The 19,285-nt window shown below is 69.3% G+C and carries 14 protein-coding genes and 5 pseudogenes; 10 read left to right on the top strand and 9 right to left on the bottom strand.

The annotated features are described in order from the left end of the window. Positions 1 to 283 precede the first annotated feature (283 nt). Positions 284 to 997, top strand: a pseudogene (locus tag Tther_RS13800) (transposase); the annotation flags it as partial. A 74-nt stretch (positions 998 to 1,071) separates the two neighbouring features. Here the strand turns inward: Tther_RS13800 and gyrB are convergent. Genes gyrB through dnaA form a run of 3 tightly spaced genes read right to left on the bottom strand, consistent with a single transcriptional unit; the run spans position 1,072 to position 6,208 of the window. Then, positions 1,072 to 3,651, bottom strand: a complete 2,580-nt coding sequence (gene gyrB, locus Tther_RS10965) for a DNA topoisomerase (ATP-hydrolyzing) subunit B (protein WP_143903787.1) — start codon at positions 3,649 to 3,651, stop codon at positions 1,072 to 1,074. 8 nt (positions 3,652 to 3,659) lie between these two features. Further along, complete coding sequence (gene dnaN / locus Tther_RS10960) at positions 3,660 to 4,766, bottom strand: DNA polymerase III subunit beta (RefSeq protein ID WP_143903785.1); 1,107 nt, start codon at positions 4,764 to 4,766, stop codon at positions 3,660 to 3,662. Between the two features lie 5 nt (positions 4,767 to 4,771). Beyond that, entirely contained in the window at positions 4,772 to 6,208 is a 1,437-nt protein-coding gene (dnaA, locus tag Tther_RS10955; RefSeq protein WP_246099017.1) for a chromosomal replication initiator protein DnaA, read from the bottom strand. Positions 6,209 to 6,475: 267 nt separating this feature from the next. On the opposite strand from dnaA, the gene rpmH reads away from it, so the two are divergent. The 6 genes from rpmH to Tther_RS10925 all read left to right on the top strand — a co-directional run bounded on the left by rpmH (position 6,476) and on the right by Tther_RS10925 (position 11,762). Further along, a complete protein-coding gene (rpmH, locus tag Tther_RS10950) occupies positions 6,476 to 6,610 on the top strand; it encodes a 50S ribosomal protein L34 (protein ID WP_006299042.1) in 135 nt (44 codons plus the stop codon). Between the two features lie 67 nt (positions 6,611 to 6,677). Further along, positions 6,678 to 7,091, top strand: a complete 414-nt coding sequence (locus Tther_RS10945; RefSeq protein ID WP_246099016.1) for a ribonuclease P protein component — start codon at positions 6,678 to 6,680, stop codon at positions 7,089 to 7,091. A 77-nt stretch (positions 7,092 to 7,168) separates the two neighbouring features. Beyond that, the gene (gene yidD, locus Tther_RS10940) at positions 7,169 to 7,429 is read left to right on the top strand and encodes a membrane protein insertion efficiency factor YidD (RefSeq protein WP_143903793.1); all 261 of its coding nucleotides are present in this window, start codon (positions 7,169 to 7,171) and stop codon (positions 7,427 to 7,429) included. Continuing rightward, positions 7,426 to 9,123: a membrane protein insertase YidC gene (yidC, locus tag Tther_RS10935; RefSeq protein WP_143903781.1), complete on the top strand. Its 1,698-nt coding sequence runs from the start codon at positions 7,426 to 7,428 to the stop codon at positions 9,121 to 9,123. Before yidD ends, yidC begins: the two co-directional genes overlap by 4 nt. A gap of 6 nt (positions 9,124 to 9,129) precedes the next feature. Continuing rightward, the gene (gene mnmE / locus Tther_RS10930; protein WP_143903779.1) at positions 9,130 to 10,560 is read left to right on the top strand and encodes a tRNA uridine-5-carboxymethylaminomethyl(34) synthesis GTPase MnmE; all 1,431 of its coding nucleotides are present in this window, start codon (positions 9,130 to 9,132) and stop codon (positions 10,558 to 10,560) included. After that, positions 10,557 to 11,762 (top strand): pyridoxal phosphate-dependent aminotransferase, encoded by a 1,206-nt coding sequence (locus Tther_RS10925; RefSeq protein ID WP_246099015.1) that lies wholly within the window; start codon positions 10,557 to 10,559, stop codon positions 11,760 to 11,762. The genes mnmE and Tther_RS10925 overlap by 4 nt, the downstream gene beginning before the upstream one ends. On the opposite strand, the pseudogene Tther_RS13795 reads toward Tther_RS10925, so the two are convergent. From Tther_RS13795 to recA, 4 genes and pseudogenes are all read right to left on the bottom strand, one after another. Then, positions 11,763 to 12,203 (bottom strand): annotated as a pseudogene (locus Tther_RS13795) (CZB domain-containing protein); the annotation flags it as partial. It lies immediately after the preceding gene. Between the two features lie 159 nt (positions 12,204 to 12,362). Continuing rightward, a pseudogene (locus tag Tther_RS13790) lies at positions 12,363 to 13,917 on the bottom strand (methyl-accepting chemotaxis protein); the annotation flags it as partial. A gap of 157 nt (positions 13,918 to 14,074) precedes the next feature. Beyond that, entirely contained in the window at positions 14,075 to 14,584 is a 510-nt protein-coding gene (gene recX, locus Tther_RS10915; RefSeq protein ID WP_143903777.1) for a recombination regulator RecX, read from the bottom strand. Further along, a complete protein-coding gene (recA, locus tag Tther_RS10910; RefSeq protein ID WP_143903775.1) occupies positions 14,574 to 15,650 on the bottom strand; it encodes a recombinase RecA in 1,077 nt (358 codons plus the stop codon). Before recA ends, recX begins: the two co-directional genes overlap by 11 nt. A gap of 157 nt (positions 15,651 to 15,807) precedes the next feature. On the opposite strand from recA, the gene Tther_RS10905 reads away from it, so the two are divergent. From Tther_RS10905 to Tther_RS10895, 3 genes and pseudogenes are all read left to right on the top strand, one after another. Beyond that, positions 15,808 to 16,350 carry a MarR family winged helix-turn-helix transcriptional regulator gene (locus tag Tther_RS10905; RefSeq protein WP_143903789.1) on the top strand — a complete coding sequence of 181 codons (543 nt, stop codon included), beginning with the start codon at positions 15,808 to 15,810 and terminating at the stop codon, positions 16,348 to 16,350. Positions 16,351 to 16,367: 17 nt separating this feature from the next. Next, on the top strand, positions 16,368 to 17,045 hold the full coding sequence (locus tag Tther_RS10900) for a response regulator (protein ID WP_143903772.1): 678 nt from the start codon (positions 16,368 to 16,370) through the stop codon (positions 17,043 to 17,045). 70 nt (positions 17,046 to 17,115) lie between these two features. Then, a pseudogene (locus tag Tther_RS10895) lies at positions 17,116 to 18,509 on the top strand (sensor histidine kinase). Here the strand turns inward: Tther_RS10895 and Tther_RS10890 are convergent. Beyond that, complete coding sequence (locus Tther_RS10890) at positions 18,488 to 19,144, bottom strand: glutathione S-transferase family protein (RefSeq protein WP_143903770.1); 657 nt, start codon at positions 19,142 to 19,144, stop codon at positions 18,488 to 18,490. The pseudogene Tther_RS10895 and the gene Tther_RS10890 overlap by 22 nt on opposite strands. Positions 19,145 to 19,162: 18 nt before the next feature. Next, a pseudogene (locus tag Tther_RS10885) lies at positions 19,163 to 19,285 on the bottom strand (IS256 family transposase); the annotation flags it as partial.

The raw sequence follows: 19,285 nt of genomic DNA, 5'->3' as shown, positions 1-19,285 counted from the left end.
GGGCGGGTTTTGCACCGCCGCGAGGGCACTTTGGGCGCCTCAGAGGCTGCCTTGGGGTGATTTGCGCTGACCTCACAGCGAGCGTGAGCGAGTGTGCGGTGTACGAGCTTTTTTGTTCAGTGGTTCCCTAGTGCATGAGTATTGCCGAATTCGTTCGAGAAAGCGTTCTTCGGCCGTGCATGAAGCAAGCGGGCGCCTTGGTGGGGCTATTACAGTCCCAGACCAAAGCTGTCGCGAGCTGTGTTTCGATTTGGCCTGTGACGAGGTGTAGGTGGCGGTTCTATTGGTGGCGAGCATGACGACAGAGTTCGAGGCGGTGTATTCCCGCCACGGCCGCCCTTTGGTACCGCCCGAAATACTTCTCATGGCGCTGCTGCTGGTAAAACTTCTTTTCCAACCGCAGCGAGCGGCAGCTGGTGAAGGCTATCGACCACAACCTGCTCTACCGCTGGTTCGTTTGCCTGAACCTGAAAGACAAGGTCTAGGGCCACTCCACCTTCACTGCCCGACCGCGCGCACATGTTCAACGAAGACCTCGCCCACGTATCCGGCGCCGACACCCTAAGCGGTTAACGACAACTATCCTGAGCGGTGCGGTTGGTAGCTGTCCACGTTCATCTCCAAAATGGTGGCGTTATGCACCAGGCGGACAAGGGTTACGACTGCCATGCCTTTGTCCAAGGTTGATGCGCGCTGGGCGTGATCCCGCACGTGGCAGCCAACGCCAAGCACTTAGCGATTGACGCACGTACTCAGCGGCACGAAGGTCCTCAACGTGAGCCTGAGGGCGCGCAGACGCATCTAGTAGGGCTTCGGCTGGATCAAGACCGTGGGCGGTTTGGCCAAGACCAAACTCATCGGGCACGCTAGGCCGCAGGGGTAGGCGCCAATGTGCTTTGCTGTGCACAACCTCGTGCGCATGGGCTCCCTCCGTGGCTGGTGGCATGTGCATCATAAGGATGCCGAAGCGGCTGATGGCGCCGAGAAAAAAGGTTAGCGCTGGCTTCGGACCAGCGCAAGTGGGTAGTGGCTGCTTCGATTGGGTTTTTCGACGACCTGCTGCATGCACCCTCAAACGTCGATATTCACCGCGCGCAGCGCATTGGCCTCGATGAAGGCGCGGCGCGGCTCGACCTCGTCGCCCATCAGCATGGTAAAGACCTTGTCGGCCTCGATGGCGTCTTCGATGCGCACCTGCAGCAGCCGGCGCACTTCGGGGTTCATGGTGGTCTCCCACAGCTGTTCGGGGTTCATCTCACCCAGGCCCTTGTAGCGCTGGCGGCTGGTGGTGCGCTCGGCTTCGGCCAGCAGCCAGCGCATGGCGGCGCGAAAATCGCTCACCGGCGCTTCCTTGGCGCGCTCGCCCTCGCCGCGCACGACCTTGGCGCCGTCGCCCAGCAGGCCCTGGAAGGTGCGCGCCGCCTCGGCCAGCACGGCGTAGTCGGCCCCGTGCACAAAGTCCTGGGTGATGACGCTGGAGCGCACGTTGCCGTGGTGGCGGCGGCTGATGCGCAGCAGCGGCTTGTCGGCGCGGGCGTCGAACTCGGCGCTGACCTCGGCCGGCACGGCGTTGAGGTCGCTGGCGCGCAGCGCGGCCTGCAGGGCCGCGGCGCTCTCGGCCGCGGCTTCCATGTCGTCCAGGTTCAGCGCCACGCCGTCGGCGATGGCGCGCAGCGCCTCGGCGTCCATGAAGGCCGACAGGCGCGCGATCACCGCCTCGGCGGCCTGGTGCTGGCGCGCCAGCGCGGCCAGCGGCTCGCCGCTGAGCACGGTGCCCTGCGGGCCGCCGGTGTGCAGGCTGGCGTCCTTGAGGGCGACGCGCAGCAAAAACGCCTCCAGCGCCGCGTCGTCCTTGAGGTAGAGCTCCTCCTTGCCCGCTTTGACCTTGTACAGCGGCGGCTGCGCGATGTAGATGTGCCCGCGCTCGACCAGCTCGGGCATTTGGCGGTAGAAGAAGGTCAGCAGCAGGGTGCGGATGTGTGCGCCGTCCACGTCCGCGTCGGTCATGATGATGATGCGGTGGTAGCGCAGCTTGGCGATGTCGAAGTCGTCGGCGCCGCTCTTGCCCTTGCCGCCGTCGTCCTCGCTGGCGCGGCCGATGCCGGTGCCCAGCGCGGTGATGAGGGTCAGGATTTCGTTGCTGGACAGCAGCTTTTCGTAGCGGGCTTTCTCGACGTTGAGGATCTTGCCGCGCAGCGGCAAGATGGCCTGGAACTTGCGATCGCGCCCCTGCTTGGCGCTGCCGCCGGCCGAGTCGCCCTCGACGATGTAGATCTCGGACAGTGCGGGGTCCTTTTCCTGGCAATCGGCCAGCTTGCCGGGCAGCCCCAGCCCGTCGAGCACGCCCTTGCGGCGCGTCATCTCGCGCGCTTTGCGCGCGGCTTCGCGGGCGCGCGCGGCTTCGACGATCTTGCCGCAGATGATCTTGGCGTCGTTGGGGCGCTCTTCCAGGTACTCGGTCAGGGCCTTGGCGACGATGTCCTCCACCGGCGCGCGCACCTCGGACGAGACCAGCTTGTCCTTGGTTTGGCTGCTGAATTTGGGCTCGGGCACCTTGACCGAGAGCACGCAGCACAGGCCCTCGCGCATGTCGTCACCGGTGACCTCGACCTTGGCTTTTTTGGCCAGCTCGTTGGCCTCGATGTACTTGCCGATGACGCGCGTCATGGCCGCGCGCAGGCCGGTGAGGTGGGTGCCGCCGTCGCGCTGCGGGATGTTGTTGGTGAAGCACAGCACCGACTCGTTGTAGCCGTCGTTCCACTGCATGGCCACCTCGACCCCGATTTCGGTGCCGGGGATGCCGCCGTAGCTTTCGGCCGGGCGCGACCCGACGGCGTGGAACACCGTGGGGTGCAGCACCTTTTTGCCGGCGTTGATGAACTCGACAAAGCCCTTGACCCCGCCCGCGCCCGAGAAGTCGTCCGATTTGCCGGTGCGCTCGTCGATCAGGCGGATGCGCACGCCGTTGTTCAAAAAGCTCAACTCGCGCAGCCGCTTGGACAGGATTTCGTAGTGGAAGTCGTGGTTTTCCTTGAAGATGTCGGTGTCGGGCAAAAAGTGCACTTCGGTGCCGCGCTTGTCGGTGGCGCCGATCACGCGCATCGGCGAGACCTCGACCTCCTGCCCGTCGGGGCCGCTGGCGCGCTCGACCAGACGGTTTTGCACCACGCCGCGCGCAAATTCCAGCAGGTGCACCTTGCCGTCGCGGCGCACGGTCAGCCGCAGCCACTTGGACAGCGCGTTGACGCAGCTCACCCCCACGCCGTGCAGCCCGCCCGAGACCTTGTAGCTGTTTTGGTTGAACTTGCCCCCGGCGTGCAGCTCGGTCAGGGCGATTTCGGCGGCGCTGCGCTTGGGCTCGTGCTTGTCGTCCCACTTGATGCCGGTGGGAATGCCGCGCCCGTTGTCCACCACGCTGATCGAGTTGTCGGTGTGGATGGTGACGACGATGTCGTCGCAGTGGCCGGCCAGCGCCTCGTCGATGGAGTTGTCCACCACCTCGAACACCAGGTGGTGCAACCCGGTGCCGTCGGAGGTGTCGCCAATGTACATGCCCGGGCGCTTGCGCACCGCCTCCAGCCCTTCCAGGATCTGGATGGACTCGGCGCCGTAGCCCGTGGCGGGGGTTTGGGGGGTGGGGGATTCGCTCATGAAAACTTTCAAATGCGCATCGGCATGACGACGTACTTGAAGTGCTCGTCGCCCGGCACGGTGATCAGCGCCGAAGCGTTGCCATCCTGCAGCTCGATGCGCACGAGGTCCTGGCCCATGTTGGCCAGCGCCTCGATCAGATACGTGACGTTGAAGCCGATGTCGATGACGTCGCCGCTGTACTCGATGTCGAGCTCATCGACCGCCTCTTCCTGGTCGGCGTTGTTGGCCGCCACCTGCAGCAGGCCCGGCTCCAGGTGCAGGCGCACGCCCTTGAACTTGTCGCTGGTCATGATGGCGGCCCGCTGCAGGCTGGCCAGCAACGGCGCGCGCCCGAGCACGACCACGTTGCGGTGCGCGCGCGGGATGACGCGGTTGTAGTCGGGGAACTTGCCCTCCACCAGCTTGGTGACGAACTCCATGCCGCCAAAGGCAAACTTGGCCTGGTTGGCGGCAAAGCGCATCTCGATGGCGCCGTCCTGATCCGACAGCAGCCGCTGCAGCTCCAGCACCGTCTTGCGCGGCAGGATCACCTCCTGGCGCGGCACCTCCACGTCCAGCTCGGCACTGGCCAGCGCCAGCCGGTGGCCGTCGGTGGCCACGAGCGTGAGCTGGCGGCCCTCGGCCACGAACAGGATGCCGTTGAGGTAGTAGCGGATGTCTTGCACCGCCATGGCAAACGACACCTGCCCCAGCAGCCCCTTGAGCACTTTTTGTGGCACCGCAAACGCCGGCCCGAAGGTGGGCGACTCCTGCACCAGCGGAAAGTCCTCGGCCGGCAGCGTCTGCAGCGTGAAGCGGCTCTTGCCGGCCTTGAGCAGCAGCCGCCCGCCGGCCGACTCCAGCGACACTTTTTGTTCGGCCGGCAGCGTGCGCAGGATGTCGATGAGCTTGCGCGCCCCCACGGTGGTGGCAAACTGGCCCTCGTCGCCGCCCAGCTCGGCGGTGGTGCGGATCTGGATTTCCAGGTCGGAGGTGGTCAGCTGCGTGGCCGCCCCCACCCGGTGGATCAACACGTTGGCGAGCACGGGCAGGGTGTGGCGGCGCTCGACGATGCCGGCCACCGACTGGAGGGCGGCCAGCAGCCGCTCCTGGGTCGCTTGCAAGACGATCATGCGTGTCAGCCTTTCAGGGTCTGCTCCAGCACGTGGAGCTGCTGGTTGAGTTCGGGCTGGGTCTGCCGCTCGGCGGCGATTTTGCGCACCGCGTGCAGCACGGTCGTGTGGTCGCGTCCGCCAAAGAGCTCACCGATTTCCGGCAGGCTTTTTTGCGTCAGCTCCTTGGCCAGGTACATGGCGATTTGCCGCGGCCGCGCGATGTTGGCCGGGCGCTTGCGCGAGTACATGTCGGCCACCTTGATCTTGTAGAAGTCGGCCACCGTCTTTTGGATGTTCTCGACACTGATTTGGCGGTTTTGGATGCTCAGCAGGTCTTTGAGCGCCTCGCGCGCCAGGGCGATGGAGATGTCCTTTTGGTTGAAGCGCGAGTAGGCCAGGATCTTGCGCAGCGCCCCTTCGAGCTCGCGCACGTTGGAGCGCACGTTCTTGGCGACGAAGAAGGCGACGTCCTCGGGCATGGTGGCGCCTTCGGCCTGCGCCTTGCTGATCAGGATGGCCACGCGCATCTCCAGCTCCGGTGGCTCGATGGCCACCGTCAGCCCGGAATCGAAGCGCGAGACCAGCCGCTCGTGGATGTCCGTCAACCCCTTCGGATAGGTGTCGCTGGTCATCACGATGTGGCTTTTTTTGGCCAGCAGCGCCTCGAAGGCGTTGAAAAACTCCTCCTGGGTGCGGTCCTTGTTGGCAAAGAACTGCACGTCGTCGATGAGCAGCAGGTCCAGGTTGTGGTAGCGCTGCTTGAAGGCGTCAAACGTCTTGCGCTGGTAGGACTTGACCACGTCCGAGACAAACTGCTCGGCGTGGATGTAGAGCACCTTGGCCTCGGGGCGCTCGGCCAGCAGCTGGTTGCCGATCGCGTGCACCAGGTGCGTCTTGCCCAACCCGACGCCGCCGTAGATGAACAGCGGGTTGTAGAGCTGCCCGGGGCTGGCGGCCACGTGCATGGCCGCCGCACGCGCCATGCGGTTGGCCGAGCCCTCGACCAGCGTGGCAAAGGTCAGCGCCGGGTTGAGCCGGTGTTTGTGGTCGGGCAGCGGCGGCTCGGCGGCAGCCGGCGCCTCGGGCAGCTCGGCAAACACCGCGTCGCTGCGCGGCGGGGTGCCACTGGCGCGCACCGGCGCGGCGGCGGACGCGCGCGCCACCGCGGGGGCCTCGCGCGGCGCCAGCACCAGCTCCAGCGTCACCGGCTGGCCGGTGATCGCCTGCAGCGCCGCGGCAATCTTGCCCGCGTACTGCGCGCGCACCCAATCCATCTTGAAGCGGTTGGCCACCGCCAGCGTGACGCGCGAGCCGTCCTCCGACACCCGCGCCACCAGCGGCCGGATCCAGGTGTTGACTTGCTGGACGGGCAATTCCTGGCTGAGCCGCTCGATGCAGGCCGACCACACATCGGGTGCCGGCGCGCTGGCCCGCCCCGCAGCGGCGTTCGCATCGGACAAGGAACGCGGTGATGTCATGGGTGAAGAAACACTCGGGTGGCGCTGGCGCAGCCGGCGTGTCCCGCCAGCCAGCAAGCGGCGTGTGGACAGCTGCCCTGCCAAAGGCCCCCATTGTAGCCCGCGCCCGGCAGTTATCCACATGCGCCGCTGCCCTGCCGGGCAGCCGCCGCGCCGCGCGCGGGCGCGACCGTGCACGGCGGCCGGTTTGGCAGGGCGCGCGCTTTTTGCCATAATTTAGGGTTTACTCGACCCAATGGGGCAGTCATCATGAAACGCACCTATCAACCTTCCAAGATTCGCCGCGCGCGCACCCACGGCTTTTTGGTTCGCATGAAGACCCGCGGCGGTCGCGCCGTCATCAACGCGCGCCGCGCCAAGGGCCGCAAGCGCCTCGCCGTCTGACGCCCCGGTGCCCGGGACGCCCCTGCCAGCCCCATCCACGACACCGCCTGCGCGGGCCACGCGGCGCTTGCGTCGGCGTGCCCAGTTTCAGGCCGTGCTGTCCGCCGCTGCGCTGGTGCACACCGCCCATTTCGCCCTCCACGGCATCGCCACCGGCGGTCGTGTCGGCGCGCGTGGCGTGCCGCTGTTTCCCGGTGACGGGGCGTGGCTGGGCGCGGTCATCCCCAAGCGCTGGGCGCGCCGCGCGGTGACGCGCAACGCGCTCAAACGCCAAATCTACGCGGCCGAGCGCGAGCACCCGCTGCCGCCGGGCGCGTGGGTGGTGCGGCTCAAGCGCCCTTTCCCCACCACCGAATTCCCCAGCGCCACGTCGGCGGCGCTGCGCCACGCCGCGCGGCTGGAGCTGCGCGAGCTGCTCGGCGCGCGGCTGCGTCAGCGCCTGGCCGCGGGCGCGCCCCCTTGCACGGTGGCCACGGCATGACGGCACCCGCCACCCCCCATGCGGCGCCCCCCGCTGCAGCGCCCGCCTGGCGACGGGCGCTGCGCGCTTGCGCGCGCGTGCCGCAGCGCCTGCTCATCGGCCTGGTGCAGGGCTATCGCCTGCTGCTCAGCCCCTGGGTGGGGTCGGGCTGCCGCTTCACCCCCACCTGCTCGGCGTACGCGTTGGAGGCGCTGCAGCGCCACGGCGCGGGCGCGGGCAGCTACCTGGCGCTGCGGCGGCTGGCGCGCTGCCACCCCTGGTGCGCCGGCGGGCACGACCCGGTCCCTGCCACCCGCCCGCGCCTGTTTTCCTCGTTACCGCACACCCCTTCGACATGAGCGACATTCGGCGATCCATTCTGTGGGTGATTTTTGGCTTCTCGATGATCCTGCTGTGGGACCGCTGGCAGGTCTACCACGGGCAGCCGGCCACCTTCTTCCCCAGCAGCACGGCACCGGCCGCGCGCACCGCCGCGCCGCCCGCCCCGAACGCCGCCGTCCCCACGCCGACGGCGGGCGGCGCGGCGGCCGTGCCCGGCGTGCCGGCGGCGCCGGCCGCACCGCGCGAGCGCTACCGCGTGCGCACCGACGTGTTCGAGCTGACCTTTGACAGCGAGGGGGGCGCGCTGGTCGGTGCGCGATTGCTCAAGCACGCGGCCGAAACCGGCAAGGCGCTGCACAAGACTTTCACGCCGCTGGAGCTGCTCACCAGCGAAGGCGGGCGCACCTACGTCGCCCAAACCGGGCTGGTCGGCGGCGTGGCCCTGCCCACGCACAAGACGCCGATGCGGCTGGTCGACCCGGCCCCGGCGGGGCCCATCGCGATTGCCGACGGGCAAGACACCCTGGTGCTGACCTTCGAATCCGAGCCGCAGGGCGACGTGGTGCTGCGCAAAACCTACACCCTGCACCGTGGCAGCTACGCCATCGACGTGCAGCACGAGGTGCGCAACCTGGGCAGCGCCCCGGTCACCGCGCGCGTGTACCAGCAGCTGGTGCGTGACGGCCTGGCCGCGGGCAGCGAGACGCCCTTTTACAAAACCTTCACCGGCCCGGCGGTCTACAGCGAGGCCGCCAAGTACCAGAAGGTCGAATTTGCCGACATCGACAAGGGCAAGGTCGCCATCCAGGCCCAGGCGACCGATGGCTACGTGGCCATGGTGCAGCACTACTTTTTCAGTGCGTGGCTGCTCGACGCCGGCGTGGAGCGTGAAAACTTCGTGCGCAAGGTGGGTGAGCTCTACGCGGTGGGCCAAATCGGCCCGGCGCTCACCGTGGCGCCCGGTGCGGCACAGACGCTGTCGGCGCGCCTCTACGTGGGCCCGCAGGAGGAAAAGGTGCTCGAGCGCCTGGCCCCGGGGCTGGAGCTGGTCAAGGACTACGGCTGGCTCACCATCCTGGCCAAGCCGCTGTACTGGCTGCTGGAAAAAATCCACAGCCTGGTGGGCAACTGGGGGTGGGCGATCGTCGCCCTGGTGGTGCTGATCAAGGCGGCGTTTTACTGGCTCAACGCCAGCGCCTACCGCAGCATGGCCAAGATGAAGGCCATCAACCCGCGCATCATGGACATGCGTGAGCGCCTCAAGGACAACCCGCAGCTCATGCAGCAGGAGATGATGCGCCTGTACCGCGAGGAAAAGGTCAACCCGCTGGGCGGTTGTTTGCCGATCCTGATCCAGATTCCGGTCTTCATCGCGCTGTACTGGGTGTTGCTGGCCAGCGTCGAGATGCGCAACGCGCCCTGGATCGGCTGGATCGTGGACCTGTCCTCGCCCGACCCGTACTACGTGCTGCCGCTCATCATGGCGCTGAGCACCCTGGTGCAGACCGCGCTCAACCCGCTGCCGCCGGATCCGCTGCAGGCCAAGATGATGTGGCTCATGCCGCTGATCTTCAGCGTGATGTTCTTCTTCTTCCCGGCCGGGCTGGTGCTGTACTGGATCGTCAACAACGTGCTGACGATCGCGCAGCAGGCTTACATCAACCACGCGATGGGCGTGCCGTTGAAGTTCAACCTGCCCAAGTTCAAGTAAGCGCGGATGCTGCCGCGGCACCAGGACCCGATTGCCGCCATCGCCACCGCGCCCGGGCGCGGCGCGGTGGGCATCGTGCGGGTGTCGGGGCGGGGGCTGGCGCCGCTGGTGCCCGCGCTGGTGGGGCGCGAGCTGCGCCCGCGCCACGCGCACTACGGGCCGTTTCTGGCCGCGGACGGCACCGCGCTGGACCACGGGCTGGCGCTGTGGTTTGCGGCGCCGCACTCCTACACCGGCGAGGATGTGCTGGAGCTGCAGGCGCACGGCGGCCCGGTCCTGTTGCAACTGCTGCTGCAGCGCTGCCTGGAGGCAGCGGCGGAAACCGACCCCGCCACAGGCCGCCCGCGCCTGCCGGGCCTGCGCCTGGCCCAGCCGGGTGAGTTCACCGAGCGCGCGTTTCTCAACGGCAAGCTCGATCTGGCCCAGGCCGAGGCCGTGGCCGACCTGATCGACGCCAGCACCGAGGCCGCCGCGCGCAGCGCCGCGCGCTCGCTCAGCGGCGCGTTTTCGCAGGCCATCGACGCGCTGCGCGACGAGCTCGTCCACCTGCGCATGCTGGTGGAGGCGACGCTGGACTTTCCGGACGAGGACATCGACTTTTTGCACCAGGCCGACGCCGCTGGGCAGCTGCACCGCCTGCAGCAGCGGCTCGACGCGGTGCTGGCGCGCACGCGCCAGGGCGCGCTGCTGCGCGAGGGCATGCACGTGGTCATCGCCGGCCAGCCCAACGCGGGCAAGAGCTCGCTGCTCAATGCGCTGGCGCAGGCCGAGGTGGCCATCGTCACGCCGGTGGCCGGCACCACGCGCGACGTGGTGCAGCAGGCCATCCAGATCGACGGCGTGCCGCTGCACGTGATCGACACCGCCGGTTTGCGCGACGGCGCGGAGGTGGACGAGGTCGAGCGCATCGGCATCGAGCGGGCGTGGCAGCGCATCGAAGCGGCCGACGCGGTGCTGTTCGTGCACGACCTGACGCGCGCCGCCGACCCCGCCTATGCCCGTGACGATGCGGCCATCCGCGAGCGCCTGACGGCGCGGCTGCCGGCGCGCGTGCCGGTGATCGACGTCTGGAACAAGGCCGATGCCGCCGCGCCCGCGTGCGGAGCGCCGGCGTTGGGGGCGGACGCGCTTTGCCTGTCGGCGCGCACCGGCGCCGGGCTGGAGCGGCTGCGCCAGCGCCTGCTGCAGGCGGTGGGCTGGAGCGGCCACACCACCGAGGGGCTGTTCAGCGCCCGCCAGCGGCACGTGGAGGCGCTGCACCGGGTGCGCGCGCACCTGCTGGCGGCGCAGGCCCAGCTCGACAGCCCCGCACCGGCGCTGGAGCTGCTGGCCGAAGAGCTGCGCCTGGCGCACGAAGCGCTGGGCACCATCACCGGCGCCTTTGGGGCAGACGATCTGCTCGGCGTCATCTTCTCGCGTTTTTGCATCGGCAAATGACGGCACCCGTTTCCGCCCCCATGCCCAGCGCGCGTGCGCAGGCGATCGCCCCGTTTTGGGTCATGCAGGTGGCCAAAGAGGCCGCCGCCCACGCGGCCACGCTGCCCGCGGACGCGCCGCGGCTGCTCTACCTCAACATCGGCGAGCCGGACTTCGTGGCCCCGCCGGCGGTGCAGGCCGCCGCCGAGCAAGCCATCCGCGCCGGGCGCACGCAGTACACGCCCGCGCTGGGACTGGATGCGCTGCGCGAGCGGCTGTCGGCGTGGTACGCGCAGCGCTTTGGCGTGGACGTGCCGGCGCGGCGCATCGTCATCACGGCGGGCGCCTCGGCCGGCCTGCAACTGGCGGCGCTGGCCCTGTTCGACGCCGGTGACGAGGTGCTGCTGCCCGACCCCTGCTACCCGTGCAACCGGCAAATCCTGGCCAGCGTGGGCGTGGCGCCCACCGCCCTGCCCACCGCCGCGGCGACGCGCTACCAGCCCACCCCGGACCAGGTGGCGGCGGCCTGGGGTGCGCGCACGCGCGGTGTGATGCTGGCTTCGCCGGCCAACCCCACCGGCACCTCGATCGACCCGCAAACGCTGCGCGGCGTGCTCGACGTGGTGCGGCGCCACCGCGGCGCGCTGGTCGTCGACGAGATCTACCTGGGCCTGTCGTACGACGCGCGCTATGGCCAAACCGCGCTGGCGCTGGGCGAGGACGTGATCAGCGTCAACAGCTTTTCCAAATATTTTGGGATGACGGGCTGGCGGCTGGGCTGGCTGGTGCTGCCCGAGTCGCTGGTGCCGGCGGTGGAGCGGCTGGCGCAAAACCACTACATCTGCGCCAATGCCGTGGCGCAGCACGCGGCGCTGGCGTGCTTCGAGCCGGACACCCTGACCGAGTACGAGCGCCGTCGCGCCGACTATGCCGCGCGGCTGGAGGCCTTTGTGCCGGCTTTGCAGGCGTTGGGCTTTGCGGTGCCGGTGGTGCCGGACGGCGCGTTTTATGTCTGGGCCGATGCCAGCGCCTGGTGGGGGCGCGCCGGCGTCACCGACAGCACCGGCTTCGTGCGGGCGATGCTGGCGCATGCCCACGTGGTGGCCACCCCCAGTGCCGATTTCGGCAGCGCCGACGGGGGGCGCTTCGTGCGCTTTTCGGTGGCGACCGCGCGCGCCGACCTGGATGAGGCGATCGCGCGCGTGCAGCGCTGGCTGGGCTGATCAGAAGGTCTCCCACTCGCCGTCGTCAGCGGTCGTCGCTGCCGCGGTCGGCTGCGCCGGTGGCGCCGCTCGGCCCGCGCCGGTGCCGGTGCCGGGCTTGGTGCCGCCTGCAACCGTGGGCAAGGCCTTGGGCGCGGCGGTGGCGGTGCGCTGTTGAATGTGCGCGGACTTGGCCATGCCGGAGACGGCCGCTTTGAGCTTTTGCAGCGTATCGACCACGGCGCGCCCGGCGCGTATGAAGGCCGATTCGCCCGACAGCAGCCGGTTGGCGTCCTCCATCTTGCCGGCGTTGACGAGTTCGGCGATGTGGCCCGTTTCCTGGTGGAATTTTTTGTGCTGCTCCACCAGCGTGGCAAACAGCGGCAGGCTACCCCACTGGCGCCCGCCCGCGCCGTAGATCCACTTGCCCACGGCGCAGCAGTCGTCGCGCCGGATCGTGGCCACATCGAGCTTTTCGTCCTTGAGGATGGCGTTGCGCAGCTTGATGCGCCACTGTTGGTGGGCTTTGATGGCGGCGTCGAAATCCAGTTGATCGGGATCGCTCTTGGCCTGGGCCGTCTGGCGCAGCTTGACCGCGTTCTCTTTGACCAGCAGCACGTCCTTGGGCGTGAGGCGAAAGACGCGGATCGTGCCATGCACCACCTGCACCTGCTCGTTCAGCGACACCGCGGCGGCGGCCAGCTGCTCGACCATGGCGGCGTTTTGCTGGGTGACCGCGTCCAGGCTGGCAATGGCCTCGGCGATTTGCGCCACCCCCAGCTTTTGCTCGTTGGCCGAGTGGTGCACGTCTTCGAACATGCGGGCCACGCGCTGCACGGCCTCCATGACCGCGGTCATGCGCTCGCTGGCCTCGGCGGTGCGGGCGTCGCCCACCAGCACGCGCTCGCGCGATTCGGTGATGAGCTGGCGGATCTGTTTGGCCGCTTCGCTGGTGCGCTGCGCCAGGGCGCGCACCTCGCCCGCCACCACGGCAAAGCCGCGGCCGGCTTCGCCGGCGCGCGCGGCTTCCACCGCGGCGTTGAGCGCCAGGATGTTGGTCTGGAACGCCACGCCCTCGATCACCTGGATGATGTCGGTGATGCGCTGCGAGGAGTCGGTGATGTCGCGCATGGTGCCGGCCAGGGCCGCCACCGCGTCGCTGCCGCTGCGGGCGAGCGCCTGCGTCTGGCGCGCCAGCGCCAGGCCTTCGTCGGCCAGCCGCGCGGTTTCCTGCGTGGTGCCGCTGATCTCGTCCATCGACGCCGCGGTCTGCTCCAGGCTGGCGGCGGCGTTTTCGGTGCGGTGCGACAGGTCCTGGTTGCCGGCGGCGATTTCCTGCGTGCTACCGCGCAGGTTGGCCACCTCGTGGCGGATGTCGCGCACCACGGTGCGCACGCCCAGCTCGACCTGCTGCAGCGCGAGCTGGATGCGCCGCAGCTCGCCGCGCGGTGTGTCGATGGTGATCGGCTCGACCAGGTCGCCCGAGGCCAAATGTTCCGCCTGGCGCACGATGCGCGCGATGGGGCGGACCAGATGCCACTGCGCCAGCAGCGCCACTGTGGCCACCACGACCGCGGCCAGCACCCATGCCACCCACCACGGCAGCCCCAGATGCAGCCCCAGCAGCGGCAGCACGCCGGCGGCCGCGGTGCCCAGGACGATGCGCCCGCGCAGATCGGGCCGCAGCGCGCGCCGCGGCAAACAGCCAGCCGCTGCGCACCGCCTCGCCGCCCGACAGGCGCGTGCGCAGGCGTCCGCGCTCGGCCTCGGCACGCATGCGCGCATACAGCGCCTCGGCCGCGGTGATCTCCTCCGGCGTGGCCCTGGTGCGTACGGAGAGGAAGCCGACGATCTGCGGCCCCTCGCGCACCGGGGTCGCGCTGGCGCGCACCCAGTAGTGATCGCCGTTCTTGCGCCGGTTCTTGACGATGCCGGACCAGGGCCGCCCCTCGTGCAGGATGGTGTGCCACATGTCGCGGAAGGCCTCTTCCGGCATGTCCGGGTGGCGAATGAGGTTGTGCGGCTGGCCCAGCAGCTCGTCGCGCGTGTACCCGCTGACGGTGACGAAGTTGTTGTTGGCGTAGGTGATGCGGCCCTTGACGTCGGTGACCGAGATCAGCGTCTGGTCGGCCGGGAACTCGTACGCCTTTTGGGTGACGGGCAGGTTGACGCGCATGGACGAAACTCCAGAGACGGCGCTGGGGTGGGCGACGCAAGCGGGTGCCGCGCATGGGGGCGCGCCCGCGGTTCGCACACCCAACGCAGGGTTCGATCTTACCTGGGCTATACCACACCGGCCGCGCGCACCCATGCGCGCGGCAAGTCGCCGGCGCTCAACCAGGGGCCGTGGGATCGTCGGCGCCATCGTCCGGGCGGCGCGGCGCCACCGGCGGCACCACGCGCGCCGCGACGTCGGCCGCAAACCCGCGCGCGAGCAAAAAGCGCAGCTGGCGCGCGCGCGCGCGGGCATCGGCCGGGGGTGCCCCAAAACGGCCCGCCCACGCGGCTTGCGCGCGCTCGCGCTCGGTGGCGCGCAGGCGCTCGGCCGCAGCCGCCAGTTGGTCGGCATCGCGCACGCCGCGCTCGCGCAGCTCGGCCAGCAGGCGCGCCGTGCCGCGTTGCGCGCTGCGGCGGTGCAGGTGCGCCTCCAGCGCCCGGGCGTCGTCGAGCCAGCCGCGGCGCTCGCATTCATTCAGCACGGCGTGCAATTCGGCCTCGTCCGCGGCATAGGGGGCCAGGCGCTGCGCCAGCTCGTGCCGGGTGTGGTCGCGCCGCGCCAACAGGCGCAGGGCGCGCGCGCGCAGCGTCAGCCCCGCCCGCGCGGTGGTGCGGTCAGACTTCATCGAGCGCGGACAGGTCGGGCTCGATCGTGTCGTCGTCGGCGGCCGACGGCAGCGCCGCCACGCCCACGACGGCGCGGATCTTGTTTTCGATCTCGCGCGCCAGGTCCGGGTTTTCCTTGAGAAACTCGCGCGCGTTTTCGCGGCCCTGGCCGATTTTTTCGCCGTTGTAGGCGTACCAGGCGCCGGATTTTTCGATCACCTTGTGCTGCACGCCCAGATCGACGATCTCGCCTTCGCGGCTGATGCCCTCACCGTAGAGGATGTCGAAGTCCGCGGTCTTGAACGGCGGGGCGACCTTGTTTTTGACCACCTTGACCTTGGTTTCGCTGCCGATGACCTCGTCGCCTTTTTTGATCGAGCCGGTGCGGCGGATGTCGATGCGCACCGAGGCGTAGAACTTGAGCGCGTTGCCGCCGGTGGTGGTCTCGGGGCTGCCGAACATGACGCCGATCTTCATGCGGATCTGGTTGATGAAGATGACCATGCAGTTGGTCTTTTTGATCGTGGCGGTGAGCTTGCGCAGCGCTTGGCTCATGAGGCGCGCCTGCAGGCCGGGCAGCGCGTCGCCCATGTCGCCTTCGAGCTCGGCTTTGGGCGTGAGCGCCGCCACCGAGTCCACCACGATCAGGTCCACCGCGCCCGAGCGCACCAGGCTGTCGACGATCTCCAGCGCCTGCTCGCCGGTGTCGGGTTGGCTGATGAGCAGGTTGGACAGATCGACGCCGAGTTTTTGCGCGTACTGCACGTCCAGTGCGTGCTCGGCATCGACGAAGGCGCAAATGCCACCTTGCTGCTGCATTTGGGCGATGACTTGCAGCGTCAGCGTGGTTTTGCCCGAGGATTCGGGGCCGTAGATCTCGATGACGCGCCCGCGCGGCAAGCCGCCCACCCCCAGCGCCAGGTCCAGCCCGAGCGAGCCGGTGGAGACGACTTGGATGTCTTCGACTTTTTCGCCCTCGGCCAGGCGCATGATGGTGCCCTTGCCGAATTGCTTTTCGATTTGGGCCAGCGCGGCCTGCAGGGCCTTGGCTTTTTCGGGATCGGGGAGACGGGTTGCGGCGTTCATGGTGGCTCCAAATGACGGTGGCAAACGGGGCACCGCCCTGCCGACCCCCCGACGCGGCGGGGCCGTGCGGCCGGTGCTGGGCCACAGTGTAGCGGGCAGTTGTTTCGTGTAAATCCATTTTTTGGTCAGTTTGCCTTACGATATCGGCATGACCCGCATGCCCGCCTTTGGCACCGACGAACGCTGGCGCCTGACCCACCTGGGCCGCCTCATGGGCCATGCGCTGCGCCGCTTCGACGAGCGCGTGCTGTGGCTGATGGCCCACTCGCCGCAGGCGCCGCTGGCGCTGTCCAACCTGGCGGCACGTGCCCAGGTGGGGGCGGCCATCGTGCACATCACCCGCCACCTGCCGCTGGGCGGCGCGCGCCTGACCGAGCTGGCCCACAGCGCCGGCATGAGCAAGCAGGCCATGGGCGATCTGGTCGATCAGTGCGTGGCCTGGGGGCTGGTGCGGCGCGAGCCCGACCCGCGCGACGCGCGCGCCCGGCGCATCGTCTTTACCCCGACCGGTCTGGATTGGCTGCACGCGTTTCGGCGCGCGGTGGAGCAGGCCGAGCGCGAGTTTCGCGCCGCCGTTGGCGATGCCGTGGCGGCCGTGGTGGCGCTGGGGTTGGAGGCGTATGCCGATGGCGACGGGGCTGGCGATCGGGCGGCTGCGGCCTACAATGTGCCCCACCGGGAGCGTTCGCCCTCCCGCTAGCCCCAGGGACCGACGCCATGCGCATCCTCATCGCCGAAGACGACCAGGTGCTGGCCGATGGCCTGCTGCGCACGCTGCGGGCCGCGGGGGCTGCCGTCGATCACGTGGCCAGCGGGGACGAGGCCGACGCCGCGCTCATGGCGCACGACAGCTTCGATCTGCTGATTCTGGACTTGGGCCTGCCCCGGCTCAGCGGCCTGGAGGTGCTCAAGCGCCTGCGCGCGCGCGGCGCCAAGCTGCCGGTGCTGATCCTGACCGCGGCCGACAGCGTGGAAGACCGGGTGCGCGGCCTGGACCTGGGCGCCGACGACTACATGGCCAAGCCGTTTGCGCTGGCGGAGTTGGAAGCGCGCGTGCGCGCCCTGGTGCGGCGCGGCAACGGGGCGGCCTCCAGCCTGATCCAACACGGCCCTCTGGTGTACGACCAAGCCGGGCGCGTGGCCACCATCGACGGCAAGATGGTCGAGCTCTCCGCGCGCGAGCTGAGCCTGCTGGAAGTGCTGCTGCAGCGCGCCGGTCGGCTGGTGAGCAAAGAGCAGCTCGTCGAGCGCCTGTGCGAGTGGGGCGACGAAGTCAGCAACAACGCCATCGAGGTGTACATCCACCGCCTGCGCAAGAAGATCGAGCGTGGCCCGATCCGCATCGCCACCGTGCGCGGACTGGGGTACTGCCTTGAAAAAATCCCCCACGCGTGACGCCGCTGCGGGCTGGCGCGGCCTGTTGCGGCGGGAGCAGCCGAGCCTGTTTGGCGAAATCCTGGACTGGATGCTCACGCCGCTGCTGCTGCTGTGGCCGCTGTCGCTGGGCTTGACCTGGTTGGTGGCGCAGGGCATTGCCAACCGGCCGTATGACCGTGCGCTCGAGTACAACCTGCAGGCCCTGACGCAGTTTGTGTCCGTGGGCGAGGGGCGGGTGGCCTTTGCGCTGACGCCGCAGGCGCGCGACTTGCTGCGCGCCGACGACACCGACTTGGTGTTCTACCAGGTGCGCGACCGCAACGGCCGCCTGGTCAGCGGCGATCCGGACTTTCCCCCGCCCCCGCCCGAGGACATGCCACAGCCGGGCGAGATCCGCCTGCGCGACGACACGATCCGCGACGAGGCGGTGCGCGTGGCCTACACCTGGGTGGCCCGCGGGCCGCAGCGCGACCACGGGGTGCTCATGCAAGTGGCCGAAACGCGCGGCAAACGCTCCAAGCTGGCCACCGAGATCATCAAAGGCGTGATGGTGCCGCAGTTCATCATCTTGCCGCTGGCGGTGCTGCTGGTGTGGCTGGCGCTGGTGCGCGGCATCCGCCCGCTGAGCGAACTCGAGCGCCGTATCCGCGCGCGTCGCCCCGACGACCTCAGCCCCATCGACGACGCCCAGGTGCCGCAGGAGGTGGCGCCGCTGGTGTCCTCCATCAACGATTTGTTGCAGCGCCTCACCGCCACGCTGTCCAACCAAAAGCGCTTTTTGGCCGATGCCGCGCACCAGCTCAAGACGCCGCTGGCGGGGCTGCGCATGCAGGCCGAAATGGCGCAAAAGCAACTCCCGCCCGGCGCGGGGGAGGAGGTGGAGCGCTCGCTGCGGCAGATCGCCACCTCCAGCGCGCGCGCCACGCACACGGTCAACCAACTGCTGGCCCTGGCGCGCGCCGAGGCCAGCGGCCGCGCGCTGCCGCGCGAGCCGGTGGACCTGGTGGCGGTGGCGCGCGAGGTGGTGGAGGATTTGGTGCCGCTGGCGCTGGACAAGGGCATCGACCTGGGTTTTGAAACCCCGTGCCGGCGCACGCGGGGCAGCGGCCGCTGCGGCTGCTGGGCAACCCGACCCTGCTGGCCGAGCTGGTGCGCAACCTGGCCGACAACGCGCTGCGCTACACCCCGCGCGGCGGCGTGGTGACGGTGCGGGTGCTGACCGACCCCTTTGGCGGGGTGCAGCTGTTGCAGGTCGAGGACAGCGGCCCCGGCATCCCGGCCGAGGAGCGCGAGCGCGTGCTGGCACCGTTTTACCGGGCGCTGGGCACCAACGTGGACGGGTCCGGCTTGGGCCTGGCGATCGTGCAGGAGATCGTGCGGCAGCACGGCGCCACGCTGGCGATGGAGGACGCCGACCCGCAGCGCGCGCAGGGCCGCGGCCTGCGCGTGTCGGTGCGGTTTCAGGCCCCCACGGGCGTGTAGACGTTGAGCTTGAGGCGCTCGCGCTCGATGACGCGCGCCACCGCCGGCAGCGCGGCAAAGGCTTGCGCCAGCGCCCAGGTCTGCGGCAGGGTGGTGGGGTCGATGCCGGCAAAGCCCCCCCAGCGCAGCAGCGTCAGCGCGTAGGCGTCGAGCACGCCCGGCGCCTCGCCGCCAAGCCAGGCGCCGGCGCGGGCCGCCACCGCCGCTTCCAGCTCGGCCAGCAGCGCGCGGTACTGCGCCAGGGCGTGCGTCTTGATGGCTGCTTGCGCCGCAGCGTCGTCGGTGAATTTTTGGGGCATGAACACGTGCGTGAAGGTGGGGTGCACGGTGTTGTTCATCCAGACCAGCAGCTCGAGCGCGCGCGTGCGCGCCAGACCCGCCGCGGGCAGCAGCCGCGCCTGCGGGAAGCGCGCATCCAGGTGCAAACAGATGGCCACGATCTGGGTGATGGCCGCGCCATCGTCCACCAGCACGGGCACTTGGCCGCGTGGGTTGAGGGCCCGAAATTCGGGGGTTTGCTGCTCACCTTTGTGCAGCTTGACGAGCGCGGGCTCGAAGTCGGCGCCGGCGAGTTCGAGCGCCGCGTGCGGCACGAACGAGCAGGCACCGGGGGCGTAGTAAAGCGTCAAGGACATGGCGGATCTCCTCTATGCGGCCAATTTGGGATGCTCCTTGCGCCAGGATTCGAGGGCGGCCTTGAAGAGCCGCTCGGCCTCGGCTCGGTCGGGCGCGTTGAAGACGGCGCGCAACTGGGCGGCGACGGACTTTTTGGCTTC

Source organism: Tepidimonas thermarum (genome assembly GCF_007556705.1).
GTDB lineage: Bacteria > Pseudomonadota > Gammaproteobacteria > Burkholderiales > Burkholderiaceae_C > Tepidimonas > Tepidimonas thermarum.
This window is presented reverse-complemented; position numbering and strand designations above follow the sequence as displayed.